This is a genomic window from Deltaproteobacteria bacterium, from assembly GCA_016178705.1.
GTDB lineage: Bacteria > Desulfobacterota > Binatia > HRBIN30 > JACQVA1 > JACOST01.
The window spans coordinates 59,701-75,973 of the sequence record JACOST010000031.1 but is presented as its reverse complement, the minus strand read 5'-3'; the positions used below and the strand labels follow the sequence as shown (position 1 = coordinate 75,973).

Here is a 16,273-nt window from a genome sequence, read left to right as displayed (position 1 = left end):
GAGCCGCTAGTACCCTTCCAGCTCCGCGTAGCGGTCGCGGTGAAACGCCGCATCGCCGAACGTCAACTGCGTTGCGCGGGCGCGCTTGAGAAAGAAGCCGATGTCGTGCTCGTCGGTCATGCCGATGCCGCCGTGCATTTGGACGCCCTCGTTGCCGATGAGGACGAAGGCATCCGAGCAGCGCGCCTTCGCCAGCGACACCAGCGACGGCACATCCTCGCTGCCTTCGTCGATGGCTCGCGCAGCGGCCATCACGGCCGAACGTGCAAGCTCGGTCTCGATGAACATTTTCGCGGCGCGGTGTTTGAGCGCTTGAAACGTGCCGATCAATGCCCCGAACTGCGTGCGCGTCCGCAGATAGTCGAGCGTCATCTCGAACGCCGCGTTCATGCTGCCGAGCATCTCCGCGCACAGGCCAACGGTAGCGCGATCGATGACCGTCTCAAGCAACGTCGCCCCCTCGCCTACCGTTCCGAGTACATCGACCGCGGATACCGTCGCGCCCTCCAACTTCACGACGCCGGCGTTGCGATTGTCGAGGGTTGCTTGCCGCGTCACCGACACACCGCTGGCTTTCGCGCTCACCACAAAGAGCGTGACGCCGTGCCGATCGGTCGCGTTCCCCGCCGTGCGCGCACTCACAATCAAGCGATCGGCGACGTGCGCGTCCGGCACTAGCGTCTTCGCCCCGCTCAGCTTCCAATCGGCACCGCTGCGTTCCGCCCGCGTGATCACGTGGCAGAGATCGTATCGGCTCTGCGGCTCGTGGTGGGCCAGCGTGAGCAGCAGCTTCGCTTCGATCAACGGCGGCAAGAACAGCTTTCGCTGCGTCACGCTTCCACCGAGCAAGATCGCATTGCCGCCCAGCAGCACGCTCGACAGCATTGGCTCCGGCATCAGGCCGCGCCCCAGCTCTTCCATCACGACGATGAGATCCAAGTAGCCGAGCCCGGCGCCGCCGAACTCTTCGGGCAAGACGATGCCGGTCCAGCCGAGCTTCGCCATCTCGCTCCACAGCTCGCGCGAGAAACCGATCGGATCGTTGCCATCACGCAACGCGCGTATTCGCTTCAGCGGTGCGCTCTTGGTGACGAATTCACGGGCGCTATGGCGAAGGAGTTCTTGTTCTTCGGTCAGGACCAGGGGCATGTGACACCTTTGCAATGCGGAATGCGGAGTTCGGAATGTAGAATAGCGGACGGCATTGATTCCGCATTCCACATTCGCCATTCCGCATTCGTCAGTCCGGCAATCCCAACACGCGCTTGGCGATGACGTTGAGTTGAATCTCGGACGTGCCGCCTTCGATCGAATTGCCTCGGGAGCGCAACCAGTCGCGCGTGATGCCAAGTTCCTTGCCGTCGAAGCCGTTCCCTTCCCAACCCAATCCCTGCGGGCCGAGGATTTCGACCATCAACTCGCGCCGGCGCATGTTGGTCTCGGTGCCGTAGTACTTGAAGATCGAGGTCTCGGGACCCGGCTTGTGCCCGGCCTTGGCGCTGTCGCGTGAGCGATCGAGCGTCAGATCCAGACAGTGCTGATCCATCTCGCTCTGGGTCACGCGGTCGCGGATGATCGGATCGGCGATCCGCGAGTCGCCGCCAACGTAGCGGCGCGCCAGCTCTACCAACGGATTGCCGGGGACGCGATCCTTGAACACGTCGGCGATCATCGTGCGCTCGTGGCCCAGCAGCGCTTTCGCGATCGCCCATCCGCCGTTGACTTGCCCGACCACGTTCGCGCGCGACACGCGGACGTTCTCGATGAACGTTTCGCAGAACGGTGACGTGCCACTGATCAGGCGGATCGGCTTCACACTGACACCCGGCGCATCCATGTCCATCAGCAAGAAGGTGATGCCCTCTTGCTTCTTCGCCTTCGGATCGGTGCGCACCAGGATGAACATCCAGTCCGCCTTGTCGGCGTAGGAGGTCCAGACCTTCTGCCCGTTGAGAACAAAAGAGTCCCCGTCGACTTCCGCCTTGGTTTGCAAGCTCGCAAGGTCGGATCCGGAACCGGGTTCGGAATAGCCTTGGCACCAACGAATCTCTCCACGCACGATCGGTGGGATGTGCGTGCGCTTGAGCGCTTCGCTACCTTCTTGCAACAGCAGTGGTCCGATCATGCTGAGGCCGAAGCCCGTGAGCGGCGGGCGCAACTGCAAGCGCGCCATCTCTTGGTTGAGCACCTTCACTTCGTCGCGGCTCAAACCACCGCCGCCGTATTGCTTCGGCCAAGTCGGCGCGGTCCATCCGCGCTCGGCCATCACGTCGAGCCACCGCTTCACGTCGGTCGGATAGTGCGTCTTGCGCCCACCCCAGCAGATGTCGTCCATCGACTTCGGCGTGCCGAACATGGATTTCGGCGCATTGGCGAGCAGCCACTGCCGAGTCTCTTCACGGAACTGTTCAAGGTCCATCTCGTATCCTTTCGCGCATGCTCTCGAATGCCGAGCACCGTAGCGAACGACCACCGATAGCGCAATTCACGCTCGCCGCATGACAAAGCACAGGCGTTTTTGTATCGTCGCTCGCATGAGTGTCGAGTCCCGCGTCATCGAGCTGTGCCGGGCCGCCCGCACTGCAGGGCGTGTAATGAGCACTGCCTCGACGACCGCAAAGAACGCGGCGCTGACCCGCGCCGCGTCGCATCTGCGGACGCAGTGCGAGACGCTGCTCACGGCCAATCGCGGCGATGTCGCCAAGGGTCGCAACGCCAGCTTGCCACCGGCCTTGATCGATCGACTCATACTCACGGAGGCTCGCATCGAGGCCATGGCGCAGGGGCTCGAACAGATCGCGCTGCTCCCCGATCCGGTTGGTGAAACGATTGCGCAATGGCGCCGGCCGAACGGATTGGAGATCGGCCAAGTGCGCGTGCCGATCGGCGTCGTCGGCGTGATTTACGAATCGCGTCCGAACGTCACCGCCGATGCGGCGGGCCTATGTCTGAAGGCCGGCAACGCAGTGGTTCTGAAGGGCGGATCGGAAGCGCTCGCCAGCAATCAAGCCATCGCCGAGGCCATCCGTACGGCGATCGTCGAGGCGGGACTTCCGAATGCGGCGATGCAACTGATCGCGACCGCGGATCGCGAGGCGGTCCAGGTGCTATTGCGGCAGAGTGAGTTCATCGACGTCATCGTGCCGCGCGGCGGACCGAGCTTGATCAAGGCCATCACCGAATCGTCGACTATTCCGGTGATTCAACACTACGCCGGCATTTGCCACACCTACGTCGACCGGCACGCCGATCTCGCCATGGCCGAGCGCATTTGCTTCAACGCCAAGGTGCAACGTCCGGGCGTCTGCAACGCCATGGAAACCATGCTGGTGCATCAATCAGTCGCCGGTCAGTTCTTGCCCGCGATGGTCGCCCGCCTGCGATCGGCGGGCGTAGATATTCGCGGCTGCGAGCGTACTCGCGGCTTGGTGCCGGATGTTGCGCCCGCGACCGAAGAAGACTGGCGCACGGAGTATCTCGACCTCATCCTGTCGGTGAAAGTGGTCGACTCGCTGACCGACGCGATCGGTTTCATCAACGCCTATGGCACCGGCCATTCCGATGCCATCATCACCGAGCACTACGATCGTGCGCGGCGATTTTTGCGCGAGGTCGACTCGGCGGCGGTGTACGTCAACGCCTCGACCCGCTTCACTGACGGCTACGAATTCGGCTTCGGTGCCGAAGTCGGCATTTCAACCAATCGGCTGCACGCACGTGGGCCGATGGGGCTGCGCGAGCTGACCACGTACAAGTACGTGATCTACGGCAGCGGACAGATCCGCGAGTGAGCACCTCAGCGCGCAACGTCGGGCAGACCCGCTCGGCGACCCGCATTACCAAGCTCGGCATTCTCGGCGGCGCCTTCAATCCCATTCACCTCGCCCACCTGCGCAACGCCGAGGAAGTCTGCGAGGCGTTTGGACTCGATCGCGTATTGTTCGTCCCGACCGGTAATCCCCCGCATAAGGCGCCGACAGACCTGCTCCCGGCGCCGCATCGGCTCGCCATGGTGCGGCGCGCCCTTGTCGGGAATCCGAAGTTCCGCGCTTCAACGATCGAACTCGATCGCGATGGCCGTTCCTACTCGGTGGACACCGTACGCGAACTACGCGCGCGCCATCCACGGGCGCGCCTGTATCTGATCATCGGGATGGATCAGTATCGCGAACTCGGCACCTGGAAGGCGTACCGCGACCTGCTGCGGTTGTGCGACATCGTAGTCACGTCCCGGCCCGGCTTCTCATTCGTAGGCGGACCCCGCACCCTCCCCGTTGCCGTACGCGGCGAGTTTTGCTATCAGCCAAAACAGCAACGACTGGGACACGAAAGCGGGACGGCTATTCACTTCTTGCGTATCAGCGATCTGCAGATTTCGGCTTCGGCCATCCGTGCGCGTGTCCATCGTGGCGCGTCGATTCGCTACCTGGTTCCCCAGTCGGTCCAACGCTACATCGAGCAACACCACCTGTACGAATTGAGGATGCGTTCGCTTGGCCGCCGCTGACGCTCGCGAGACCGCGCTATTATGCGTCCGCTTCGCGCTGGAGAAGAAGGCGTACGACCTCGTGTTGCTGGAGGTGAGCGAACTCTCGTCGTTAGCCGACTACTTTCTGATTTGTACTGGCCGCTCCGACACGCAGGTGCAGGCGATCGCTCATGGACTTGAACAGAACCTGGCGGTGCTTGGCGTCCACTTACTGGCGCTGGAAGGCTACAGCAGCGGGCAATGGGCGGTAATGGACTTCGGGGACGTCATCGTCCACATCTTCTACGAACCGGTACGCGAGTTCTACGATCTCGAACGCTTGTGGACGCGGGCGCCACAGGTCACCCTGCCGGAGCCGTATCGCAGTCAAGCGCGCGAGTTGCGTCTCGCCGGCGCGTTCCGCTAACAGCAGCCTGCACATGAGACGTGGCGTCCTCATAGCCATCGGCATCGCGGTGGCCGCGGCGGTGGCCTACCTCGCGTTCCTCAATCCCGCCACCGTCGACGTGCGGCTCGCGCCTCAGTTCACCCTCGCTGGGCTACAGCTCGGCGTCGTGCTGATCTCGGCATTCCTCGCCGGTGCGCTCGTTGTGTTGGCCGGATTGCTCGTGCAAACCGCCGGTCGCTGGCTGCGCGCACGTTGGCAACGTTGGAATGCCCGCGGCGAACGGCGCGCCGAAGTGTTGGAGCAGCGCGGCTCGTCGCTGCTGTGGCAGGGCGAGAGCGATCGGGCACGCACGCTGCTGCTGCGAGCGTGGCGCCGGGATCCAAGCCAACGGCAAGCGGTGTTGGCGGCCGCGGCTTCCTACCTCGACGACGGCGACGCCGCCGCGGCCGAGCGGGTCCTCCGCGCCGCGCTGGATCACCATCGTGCCGATGCGGAACTCCTGCTCGCAGTCAGCGATGCCTGTACCCGTCAGGGCGACCGGAGCGGAGCCATCCAAGCATTAGAGCAACTGCGAGCGCACCACCCCTCGGCATCCCGTGGCCTAGTCGCGCTGCGGGCGCAATACGCAGCGACGGAGCGCTGGTCCGAAGCCGTCGCGGTACAACGAATCTACCTGCGTACCCTCAACCGTCCGCCGCTGATTGCGCGTGAGCGTGAGCACCTGCTCGGTCTCGAGTACGAGGCGGCGTGTAAATTGGCGACGCCGGCTGAGCGCGTTAGCGCATTGGAGCAGGTAGTCGATGCTCACCCGACGTTCATTCCCGCACTGATCAGTTTGGGCGATGCCCTTGTGGACACCGGCCGCGCCGCGGAGGCCGTCGCGTTGTGGCAGCGCGCGTTGCGCATTACTCCGCGCAGCATCCTCATCGAACGCCTAGTGCAGCACGATGCCCCGAGCCGCTCACTGCTGCGCAAACTGCGCAGCGCCAGTGTCCGCGCCGACGCCGTCCAGGTGTGGCAAGCGCGCCTTGATCTCCTGAGCGGTGCCCCCGCCGAGGCGCTGAAGGAACTCGCCGCACTGCCACCCTCCGCGCGCGACATCGCCAGTGTGCGCGTCCTACGCGCCCAAGCCCTGCGCAAGCTCGGACAGGCCGACCAAGCCCTCTCCGCCTTTGCCGAAGCCACTACCGACGGCGCCGCGCCGCCCTACAGTTGCCGCAGTTGCCACTATGCCGCCAGCGAATGGAGCGCCCGGTGTCCGCAATGCTCCGTCTGGGACAGCTATCGCGCCGCGATCGAAGTAGCCGCCGACTGAGTTAGAATCGCCCCTCGATACATGGCGCTTCGATACGAAGCCTCCGGCTTCTGCTCAGCGCCACTACAGGGGGAAGCAGTCCTTCTCTCCGAGAGTCCACATCCGTTTGCCCGAGTAGATCGCGAAGCGATCGTATCGAGGGCGCCTTCCGGGGCGGAGCCCTCACGCCGCGTCGGCGAACAGATACGGATGCATCCGCATCAGGCTGGCGATGTCGTGCAGGTCAGCATCGAAGTTTGGCACTTCGGCGATCGCCATGCTCTTCGGCAACTGACGACGGAATGATTCCATGCGTACCATGTCACCGCGGGCAACGGTCTCGAAGCGTAGGAAGTTTTGCACCAACGCTTCGGTGGCAGCAGCCCCTCCAGTGCGCGTCACCAACGCGCGCAGGCGGTCAGGATCGAGAGTGCGGGGCCGGCCCGCGTACTCTCGGTGCACGCGATTGAAGACGACCGCCCGCAGCGCCATGCGCCGTTCACCGACCATCCGACAAAAGTATTCCGCCTCGCGCAACACTTGCTCTTCGGGACTCACCACCAGGACAAACGCGGTCTCCCGCGCTCGCAGCAGCTCGTAGACGCGCCGCACGCGCGCCTCGAAGCCGTCGAACAGTCCGCCCATAGAAGTGAAGAAGTCCGACACCTCGGCGAGCGCGGCGACCCCAGTGGCTTCCTCGATCTTGCGGAACAATACTCCGACCGTACGGTTCATGAACCGCAACGTCGCCCACCCGGCAGAGAAGTACGGCTTGACGAACCATCGGACGACACTTTTGTCGAGGAAGTCAGCGATGCGTTGCGGCGCTTCGAGGAAATCGAGCGCGTGTTGCGTCGGCGGCGTGTCGACGACGATGAGGTCGTAGCGCCCGCTCTCATGCAGCTCACACAACTGCTCGACCGCCATGTACTCCTGCGACCCGGCGAAGCTCTGCGACAGATGTTGATAGAAGCGGTTCGCCAGAATGCGCTGCCGCGCTTCCTCCGACGGCGCATGCCGCTCCACCAAGGTGTCCCACGCGCCCTTTTGATCCAGCATCATTGCGGTGAGACTGCCTCCGCCGTTAATCGGCACTGCTCGTTCTTCGGAACCCATGGCGCCCAACCCCAACGCGTCGGCCAGCCGGCGCGCCGGATCGATCGTCAGCACGATCGCACGAGCGCCGTGCTGCGCGCCATAGAGCGCGATGGCTGCGGCGGTGCTGGTTTTGCCGACCCCGCCGCTGCCGGCACAGATCACGACACGGTGCTTCGCCAATACACTCGCCAACGCCTTCATCGCGCCCGCCGTTGCGCGCTGAGCGCAGCATTCGAAACCAAACCGGCGGCGATCTCACGCACCTGCTCGACACCAAACTCCTCCGCGAAGATGTACGGAATCTCGACGGCCGGGAGGTCGATCTCCGTCGCGAGACGTTCGCGATAGCGCGCGTTGATGGCGCTCCAGCCGCATTCCTCACGCCCGCGGCGCACGATCTCTTCGAGCACGGCGCGATCATCGGCGTCCCGCGCCGTCGGCAGTGCGGCCGCTACCCGCTCCACATCTGCATCGGCAAAGGCGACACGATGAACTCGGTTGACGAAGAGATACCCGGCGGGCAGCCGCAATTCCCCGCAGAGCTGGCGATACATCTCGATGGTCTCGTTGACCGGCATCTCCTCCGCGGTGGTCACCAGATTGATCGCGGTCTGCTTGCGGTCGGTGAGCAGGTCGAGCACCCGCTGCGTTTCGCGCGCCACCAAGCCGCCGCCGAATGCATCGTGGGCCGCGCGCGGCATGCGCAGATACTGCACGCTGTGGCCGGTAGCCGGCGCATCCAGGATCACGAGATCCCAGCGCCGCGCGTCGGTTGTCTCGTCGACGCGCTCGGCCTCGTAGAATATTTTTCCGATCGTCATCAGCTCCTTCAACCCGGGCGCGGCCGCGACGAAGTACTGATAGATGCGGCTGGAAAATACCGCGTCGAGCAAACGGCGAATCGGAACGATCATCGCCAGATACTCTTCCAGCGCGGCTTTCCCGTCCACCGCCATGACGTGCAGATTTGGGCGCACCGGGCGGACTTCGCCGATCGGCACGGGATCCAGGCCCAACAGCGCCGCCGCGCGGCCGCTGCCATCGACCTCGGCCAGGACAGTACGCTTACCGGCTCGGGCAGCTTCGAGCGCCAGGGCGCAGGCCACCGTCGTCTTGCCGACGCCGCCCTTGCCGGCGACCACGAGCAGGCGCCGTTGAAACAATTTGCCGATCACTGCGTCCACCGTTGCAGCGCCAGGCAGACGTTGGCGCCCCCGAAACCAAACGAGTTCGACAGCGCCACGCGCAGCGCCGCGTCGCGCGGTTGATTCGGCACGTAATCGAGATCGCACTCCGGATCGCGCTCGCTATAGTTCCAGGTCGGCGGGATGCGTTGGTGGTGCAGCGCCAAGGCCGTGTATGCCGCCTCGACCGCGCCGCCGGCGCCGAGCAGATGGCCGGTCAGCGACTTGGTCGAACTCACGGCCAAGCGGGCTGCGTGCTCGCCAAAGACGCGCTTGATCGCCTTGGTCTCGGTCGCGTCGTTGTACGGCGTCGACGTGCCGTGCGCGTTGATGTAGTCGACCGCCAGCGGATCGATCGCGCCGTCTTCAAGCGCCAGTTGCATGCACCGCGTGGCCCCCTGCCCGTCCGGGCTGGGTGTGGTGATGTGATAGGCGTCGGCGTTGGCCCCGTAGCCGACGATCTCGGCATAGATGCGCGCGCCGCGCTGCTGCGCTCGTTCGAGTGATTCCAGCACCAACACGCCGGCGCCTTCGGCGATCACAAAGCCGTCACGGGTGCGATCGAACGGGCGACTCGCCCGCTGCGGCTCTTCGTTCCGTGTCGAGAGCGCGCGCATCACGGCGAAGCCACCGACGCCGAGCGGCGTCACGGCCGCTTCAGACCCACCTGCAAGCATCGCATCTTGATAGCCGAAGCGAATCAGACGAAAGGCTTCGCCAATCGCGTGCCCGCCCGACGCGCAGGCGCTGGCAGGCGCATAGTTCATGCCCTTGAGCCCGAAACGGATGGCAATGTTTCCGGGTGCGAGATTGGCGATTAAGCGCGGAATGAAGAACGGCGACACCCGTTTCAACCCGTGCTTGAGATAGGCTTCAACGTACTCCTCGACGGTAGCGATGCCGCCCATACCGACGCCGACAAGCACCCCGACGCGTTCGGCTTCCGCCGCATCGACGCGAAACGTCGCGTCATCCACCGCCATCTGCGCCGCCGCGACGGCGTAGTGGATGAACCCATCCATCTTCTTGATTTCCTTCTTCTCGATGAAATCGCCCGGATCGAAATCGCGAACTTCGCCGGCGATTCGACTGGGAAACTCGGAGGCATCGAAATGGGTGATCGGCCCGATGCCGGATCGTCCCGTCATCAAGGCGTCGAGGTTGCTCTGGAGTGTGTTGCCGAGGGGTGTGACCAGGCCCAGGCCCGTCACCACGACGCGACGTTCGGTTCGAGCCATGGTTCTCGTTGCATACGCAAGGGGCGCTGGCCGGTCAAGGCACTACGACACGCAGCCGCCCAACGCGGCGCGCACTCCGCCGGTCAGTTCTTCCACCGTCACTTGCTCATCGTGATTGGCGTCGGCGGCGAGGCAGCGCGCCAGCGGCAACTCACCGAGAGCAATCTTCACTGCGGTCACTAACTCGTCCACGGTGGTCATGCCGTCATGATCGCAGTCAACGAGGCAGCGGCCGGGCACCGACTCCACCGCAGCCGCCACATCGAGCTTGCCATACCCCCACAACGAATTTGGGGTCGCCCCGGTGAACGCGTCGCTGCGCGCGCTCGCGTGCAGCAGGTCGGCGACGTCGGTGGCATGCAGCTGTGGATTCGATTCCAGCAACAAGGCGGCGGCGCCGGCGACTTGCGGCGCTGAAAAACTCGTCCCGCGCGATGCGGCGTGGACACCGTCGGCACTGACCCGGCGCGTATCGATCGGATCGCCGGCAATACCCGACCCGGTGCCATCGGCTTGCGACCATGCCGACAAGACCCAGTTGGCCCCGGTCACGATATCGGGCTTCACCCGCCCGTCGCGAGTCGGCCCGATGCTGCTGAAGAACGCGAGGTCGTCGGCGACGCCGGCGTCGATCGTCGTGTTCGTTCCGCTCTCACTCGGCCAGCTGCCGCGCAGGTTGGCGCCACCGACGGTGAGCGCGCCGCGCGCCGTACCCGGGATTGCCACCGTCTCGGAGCCATCGGCGTCGGCGCTGAAGCGCTGAGTGTTCACCGACCAGCAGTCAAAGTGGCCGTCGTGGACGCCACCTTCGTCGCGCAAGATGAACTGCCACGTACCGATCGAGATCGTTCCACCGGCATTGCGTGGCTCGACCAGGAAGAGCACCTCGCGGCTGCCGTTCATCGCGTCGATATCGTCGACACAGAGGCTGACGCGATTGCTCGCGTTCTGGGTTTGATCGCAATGGCCAGCGCTGACGTTCGCGTTGGCTACGCCGGTGGCGTCGGGATCGAAGAAGCCGAGGTCAACTACGTCGGTTCCGCCGAACCAGCAATCGACGGCGAGCAAGTCGTCGCTATCGGCATCCACCCGAACTTGCAGGGCGCGGCCACCGCGGGCTGAGCCACTGGTATGAATCCCCGCCGCCCGCTCGTTGCCGGCGGAGACGGCGACCACGCGTCCCGGCGTCGCGACAAAGTCATCGAGCGCCACTTCCTCCGCGCTGGTGCCATCGTGCGGGCCGAAGTGTTGGCCGAAACTCATATTGACGACCAGCGGTTCGCCGAACGCCGCGGCCTGCGCATCGATCCACTGCAGCGCGGCGAGGGTGTCGCCACTGATGTTGAAGTCGCGCTTGTCCATGCCGCCGGCGCGGACGACGACGAAATCGCTGTCGGGCGCGACCCCGGTGTACGCCCCCGCAGCGAGGCCGTTGCTGCCGGCGCAGCCGGCGGCGAAAGTTCCGTGGCCAACGAGATCCACACTGTTCACCGCCGCTCCACCATTGAGCGCGGCGTTGATCTGAGCCTCCGTGTACACCGTACCGACTGACGCATTGGTCGCATCGCGCGGCGGCGGCGAGCCGATCGTTCCGCCGGACGTGGTGAAACTGTCGTCGAGTTGGTCCCACAGCGCCCGCACGCGCGTGCTGCCATCGGCGCGGCGGAAATCAGCGTGACGCCAGTCGATCCCCGAATCGATCAAGCCGACAATCACACCTTTCCCGCTCAGCCCACTGATGGCGCGAGCCTGCACCGCTCCATTCTTCACTGTGTTCACGTCTAGGTGGAGGCGATGCGGGAGCTGCATTTCGATACGTCGCACCCCCGGCATCGCCGCGACACTCGCGACTTCGTCCGCGCCCACCTGCAGCGAGATGACACGTCCGATCTGCGCGGCCGGCGCATACCTGGCCGTGCGAAACGCCGCCGCGGCGGCAGCGGAATCGAGCTGCACCAGCACTTTGAATTCCGGCAATCGCTGCGCGGCGCGCGCATTCGGTGAGGTGAAGCCGAACGACGGCACCTGCGCCAGCGGCGTGAGGCCGTCCAGTCGCTTCAGGAGGAGATCCGCCGATGAAACCGGCAACGCGCGCGCGGCCGGTAGGGCCGTGTACGAGCTGTCGTCAGCTCGACCGATTTGCGCCAGCGCCCAGCTGAGAGCGATTGCGACAATGAGCGCTATGCGTTTCACCAGGCCGCCGTTCCATCACCTTTGTTAGCGCTATTCTGTCTGCTTAGGCGAGCAAAAAAAAGAGGGGGCCATGCGGCCCCCTCTCCGATTCTCGGTCTAGCGATCCGCGCGCGTTAGCGCGAGCGGCGCCGGAACCACAGGAACGCAGCGGCTGGCAACATCACCAGCCAACCGGTGTTGCTGTGATGCGTGGCGCTGATCTGGCAACCATCGTCGTCACCACCACCCGAACCACGCGTGTTGGTCACGGTCGGGATTGCGGTGTGCGTGGCAGGTGGCTTGGTAACGGTTGGAGGCAGCGTATTCGTCGGTGGCGCGGTGTTCGTCGGCAGCGGTGTCAGCGTCTCCGATGGCGTCGGGGTTGCCGTCGCCGGCACCACCACAGTAACGGAGCCTGGATTGCCGGTCACACCTTCAATGACGACGCCGTTGGGATCGCTGGCTCTGACGTGATCGATCGTGATCGGAGAGGTTCCACCGGCCGCGTCAGTCGCAATCTGGATCATGCAAGTGTAGAGGACCGATCCCGTCGGGATCAACGCCACATCTTCGTCGACCAGTCCGGGTGCGACGATCGCACGTATGCCAGTGCAGGCGCCCGCCGTCGGATCGCAGCTGTTCAAGAAAGCGAATCCGCTCAGGCTCTTGAAGATGGCTGGATTGACCGCGCAATTCGGCTTCTTGTTCACCTTCGCCGCAAAGTGCACGCCGGCCGCATCCAACCCAAGTTCGTTCTGGGTCCCGAGCACTTGCTCGCCGCCATCGGCGGTCAGCGTGACTGAAAAGGGAACCAGGTCGCCTGGGGCACCACTGGCGTTGCCGACGTTGATCGATACGGCTGCGTGGGCCGCTGATGCGCCCAGCGCGATTGCTGTGCTCACTGCCAACCCTCGAAGCATTGAACTCCCTGTCCGCGTTCTCATCTCTGTCCTCCTTCTGAGAGTAACCTGCAAAATGGTTGCGGCAGCGTATCGCTTTCGCAAGCTCAAGTCGCTGCCGGAGTCCTCACCCAAATCGTCGCCGTCCGGGGTCCCGCACCCTACGGATGGCCACAGCCCAGCAGCGCGTTGTTCACGCCCTGCACCAACTCCTCGACGGTCACATCATCCGAATGGTCGGCATCGAACGACGGGCAAACGCTGAGCGGTACGCTCCCCAACGCGATGTTGACGCCGCGGATCAACTCTTCGACGGTGACGCCACTCATGCCGTCACAGTCGCCAACGCAGGAGGCACCGGCTTCGACGAATCCGTCGGTGATCGCTACCTTCGCCGTGTTGGTCGTATGGTTGTACGTCTGATCGACGGCGGCCTTATCGCCGATCGACAGGAACGCACCGAACTGCGGCTTGGGTGTCGTCGCCTGCACATCGGTCTCAGTAAATACGTGTAGATCGGTACGACCACCGGCATTGATCTTCAGATCGAAGCTCACCAGTGGGCCCTCGCTCGGTAGCACAGGAATATCGACCGGACCGCTGCTCGGGAGATCCTTCGGTCCGTAGACAACAACGTTGATGAAGTTGTCCGTTTGCTGCCCCGTGCCCGGACACAGACAGCGGTTGCGCGGGGTGCCGTTGCTGGTGGTGCACTGCAGGTTCTCGATCACGACCTTGAAGTTGTTCTTGACACCATCGGCGACGTGAACCGCCGGTGTCAACCCATCGCTGCCGACGTTGCAATCCGCCAAACTCAACCCGGCCCCGCTCCCCGTGCCGGGCATGCCAAGCGTGAAAGCCAGCGCGGCGGTTTCGTCACTGCCCTGACCCGCAGTCCCATCGTCTGGACTCTGCTTGTAGCTCACGGTGATGTTGACCGTGTCGCCGACGTTCTTGCCGCTGACGTTGGATACCGACAGCACCGCGCAACTGAGGCCGGTGCATTTGCTTTGGGCGGCTGCGATGCCGGCCATGAGCCCGAGCGCGCCGAGCGCGATTCCGCTCACTATAGCTATTCGCCTAAGCATCCAAACATCCTCCCGCAGCCAATTTCATCTGGCCACTCGTCCATGAACTTCGGACTCCCATCCCCCCAATCAAGCCGAACACTCACCCAACGCATTGTTGACTCCAATGATGAGTTCCTCGACCGTGACATCCCCGCTATCGTTCTTGTCAAACGACGGACAATCGCTCAACGGGGCGGTCCCAAGGGCGATATTGACGCCGCGCACGAGCTCCTCAACGGTGACGCTGTCCGAGCCGTCGCAGTCGCCAGTACACTGTACGGCACTGTCATTCAAGAGCACCGACATACTGGCAGCGTCCGCGTTGACCGTCACGACATCGGGTTGGCCATCGCCGTTCAGATCGGTTACCTCCACCGCCAACGGGCTCGACAGGTCGGGCAGCGCGAAAAATACCGCGGTATCAAAGGTGCCATCGCCATGGCCCGTGAAGATCGCGATGTTTGCGGTCTCGTTGTTAACCGCCACGATGTCGGCCTTGCCGTCGCCATTGAAGTCAGCGATGCGGACCGACTCAGGAAAGCTGGTGAAGCCGGTGCCCAGGTTCAGCGCCGCGGCGAACGTGCCGTCGCCATTGTTGATCAGGACCGAAATATCGTCCGAGGCGTTGTTGGCCGATACGATATCGAGCTTTTGATCTCCGTTAAGGTCACCGACTGTCACGCCAGCAGGCGCGGAGTCGACGCCGCCGACGGTCAGGCACCCAGCAGGAGTCGGAACCAGCGCGCAATCGGGCGCCACAAATGTCCCGTCGCCGTTGCCGTGGAGAATCACAACACGATTGACGTCATTCGCCGAGACGACCAAGTCAAGCTTGGTGTCGCCGTCGAAATCGCCGGCCGCCATGCCAAACGGGCCGCCGGCTACGTTGACTGATCTGGCGTCGCCAAACGTCCCGGTCGCATTCCGGTTGCCGAGTCGCACCGTGACAGTATCGTCAAACAGTTCTGCGGTCGCTAGATCGAGCTTGGTGTCGCCGTTGAAGTCGGCGAGGACCACAGCTTCCGGCGGCGAGAGCGCCGTGTCGGTGTTGGTTGGTCCGGTAAACGTACCGGTCGCGGAGCCGATGAAAAGGCTGACGTTACTCGACCCGTCGTTGGCTACCGCGAGGTCGACGTTGTCGTCGTTGGTAACCTTGCCGGCAGCGATCGCGGTCGGAAAGTCGCCGGCGCCGTACGTAACGCCGGTCTCGAAGCTGCCGTCGCCCTTGCCCAAGAGCACGGCGATGTCTCCCGAATCCATGTTGGCCACCGCGATATCGGACTTCTGATCCTTGTTGAGATCGGCCGCCACGAGATCAAAGGGGGTTTCGCCCGGCACCACCACATCGGTTCTCGGCTTGAACTTCACGGCCGGGGTTTGCGCACTGGCTGCTCTGACCGCGCCGCAGACTAACAATCCAAGTGCAAGTGCGGCATACCCTCGTCGCATACTGTTCCTCTCTGGCTGAAACATCAGAGCCGTCCTGGCGCCGGTTGTGAACTGCTCCAGCCCCGAGATGAGATGTTTGGCCCTGCGATGTCGCTTCGTCAAGCTTAGTAATCCCGCGCGTCTTTCGATCGAAAAGCGCGATCCTTTTATCGAGCCACGCGTTGATTTGTCAAGCGAAGATTCTGCGCGCCAGGCGCGGCGGCGGAGTGCCCGCGTACTTGATCGACGACACTTGTGTCCGGCGCGTCACTTGTTATGATCCCGCGCCACTTATGCCTGTTTCTAGCGATCTTGTCACCGCGCGCGACATACTCGGTCCCGACGTTCTTGGACCGGAAGAAGTCCACGCCGCGCTCGCCGTAACAGCCGTCGCGGTGCCGATTCCGTACACGGTCGCCGAACTCGAAGGCGCGGCAGCCGCGGGCGAGGCGTTGATCCTACATGTCGATCGCGACGCCACCGGACCGCTGACTCTGCTCCGGCTCATCGAACGGTTCCCCGCCTGCTTCGACGCGCGCTTCCTCCGCAAGATGGGCTATCAACTGAAGGACGACTGGGGCATCGCGCTCGAACCGCGCGCCGGCACGGACACCTGCGCCCCCGGTTGGCTCTTGGTGCGCAAGGCAATCCTCGATCCGAGCCGCAACCTCGCTTACGACGGGCAGAACGCGCAACTCGCGCAGTATGCACAGCAACTGAACGTGTCATCGTCGTCGGTACGCCGCCGCACGGCTATCGAGATCGTCTACGACCTGATCGTGTACCACGCCGCTCGCGGCGAGCGCTTGCTCGCGGAGGCGTGGGATTGGTCGACGACGGGCACGCTCGACGCCGGCTATCTCAACGTTGGTGGTTTTGGCGCCAGCGGTATGCAGATCCTCAGCTATTCATCTGCAGTGCGCCATGGAGCGCTCGGCGTCTGCCCGGTCCGTACGCCACGCGGTGATGCGTAGCAACCGCTTGCCACACGCGCATCCGCTCGCTAACTAATT

The 16,273-nt window shown here is 63.9% G+C and carries 14 protein-coding genes; 5 read left to right on the top strand and 9 right to left on the bottom strand.

What is annotated here, in order from left to right:
* Window positions 1–6: 6 nt before the first annotated feature.
* Window positions 7–1,149: an acyl-CoA dehydrogenase family protein gene (locus tag HYR72_23470; protein MBI1817949.1), complete on the bottom strand. Its 1,143-nt coding sequence runs from the start codon at window positions 1,147–1,149 to the stop codon at window positions 7–9.
* A gap of 91 nt (window positions 1,150–1,240) precedes the next feature.
* Window positions 1,241–2,419 (bottom strand): acyl-CoA dehydrogenase family protein, encoded by a 1,179-nt coding sequence (locus tag HYR72_23465; protein ID MBI1817948.1) that lies wholly within the window; start codon window positions 2,417–2,419, stop codon window positions 1,241–1,243.
* 115 nt (window positions 2,420–2,534) lie between these two features.
* Here HYR72_23465 and HYR72_23460 point away from each other — a divergent pair, with 115 nt between their 5' ends.
* From HYR72_23460 to HYR72_23445, 4 genes are read left to right on the top strand one after another with little or no spacing between them, the layout of a single operon-like run.
* Window positions 2,535–3,791 (top strand): glutamate-5-semialdehyde dehydrogenase, encoded by a 1,257-nt coding sequence (locus HYR72_23460; GenBank protein ID MBI1817947.1) that lies wholly within the window; start codon window positions 2,535–2,537, stop codon window positions 3,789–3,791.
* A complete protein-coding gene (locus HYR72_23455) occupies window positions 3,788–4,507 on the top strand; it encodes a nicotinate-nucleotide adenylyltransferase (GenBank protein MBI1817946.1) in 720 nt (239 codons plus the stop codon). Before HYR72_23460 ends, HYR72_23455 begins: the two co-directional genes overlap by 4 nt.
* Window positions 4,494–4,895 (top strand): ribosome silencing factor, encoded by a 402-nt coding sequence (rsfS, locus tag HYR72_23450; GenBank protein ID MBI1817945.1) that lies wholly within the window; start codon window positions 4,494–4,496, stop codon window positions 4,893–4,895. The genes HYR72_23455 and rsfS overlap by 14 nt, the downstream gene beginning before the upstream one ends.
* Before the next feature lie 13 nt (window positions 4,896–4,908).
* Window positions 4,909–6,192 carry a tetratricopeptide repeat protein gene (locus HYR72_23445; GenBank protein MBI1817944.1) on the top strand — a complete coding sequence of 428 codons (1,284 nt, stop codon included), beginning with the start codon at window positions 4,909–4,911 and terminating at the stop codon, window positions 6,190–6,192.
* Window positions 6,193–6,354: 162 nt separating this feature from the next.
* Here HYR72_23445 and HYR72_23440 read toward each other — a convergent pair whose 3' ends face one another.
* The 7 genes from HYR72_23440 to HYR72_23410 form a co-directional block, all read right to left on the bottom strand.
* Window positions 6,355–7,470: an ArsA family ATPase gene (locus HYR72_23440; GenBank protein MBI1817943.1), complete on the bottom strand. Its 1,116-nt coding sequence runs from the start codon at window positions 7,468–7,470 to the stop codon at window positions 6,355–6,357.
* The gene (locus HYR72_23435; GenBank protein ID MBI1817942.1) at window positions 7,467–8,444 is read right to left on the bottom strand and encodes an ArsA family ATPase; all 978 of its coding nucleotides are present in this window, start codon (window positions 8,442–8,444) and stop codon (window positions 7,467–7,469) included. Before HYR72_23435 ends, HYR72_23440 begins: the two co-directional genes overlap by 4 nt.
* The gene (gene fabF / locus HYR72_23430) at window positions 8,441–9,691 is read right to left on the bottom strand and encodes a beta-ketoacyl-ACP synthase II (GenBank protein MBI1817941.1); all 1,251 of its coding nucleotides are present in this window, start codon (window positions 9,689–9,691) and stop codon (window positions 8,441–8,443) included. Before fabF ends, HYR72_23435 begins: the two co-directional genes overlap by 4 nt.
* A gap of 42 nt (window positions 9,692–9,733) precedes the next feature.
* Complete coding sequence (locus HYR72_23425) at window positions 9,734–11,884, bottom strand: S8 family serine peptidase (protein MBI1817940.1); 2,151 nt, start codon at window positions 11,882–11,884, stop codon at window positions 9,734–9,736.
* A gap of 113 nt (window positions 11,885–11,997) precedes the next feature.
* On the bottom strand, window positions 11,998–12,765 hold the full coding sequence (locus HYR72_23420; protein ID MBI1817939.1) for a hypothetical protein: 768 nt from the start codon (window positions 12,763–12,765) through the stop codon (window positions 11,998–12,000).
* A gap of 158 nt (window positions 12,766–12,923) precedes the next feature.
* On the bottom strand, window positions 12,924–13,850 hold the full coding sequence (locus HYR72_23415; protein ID MBI1817938.1) for a hypothetical protein: 927 nt from the start codon (window positions 13,848–13,850) through the stop codon (window positions 12,924–12,926).
* A 69-nt stretch (window positions 13,851–13,919) separates the two neighbouring features.
* A complete protein-coding gene (locus HYR72_23410) occupies window positions 13,920–15,281 on the bottom strand; it encodes a VCBS repeat-containing protein (GenBank protein MBI1817937.1) in 1,362 nt (453 codons plus the stop codon).
* Window positions 15,282–15,553: 272 nt separating this feature from the next.
* Here HYR72_23410 and HYR72_23405 point away from each other — a divergent pair, with 272 nt between their 5' ends.
* Entirely contained in the window at window positions 15,554–16,234 is a 681-nt protein-coding gene (locus HYR72_23405; GenBank protein MBI1817936.1) for a hypothetical protein, read from the top strand.
* Window positions 16,235–16,273 lie beyond the last annotated feature (39 nt).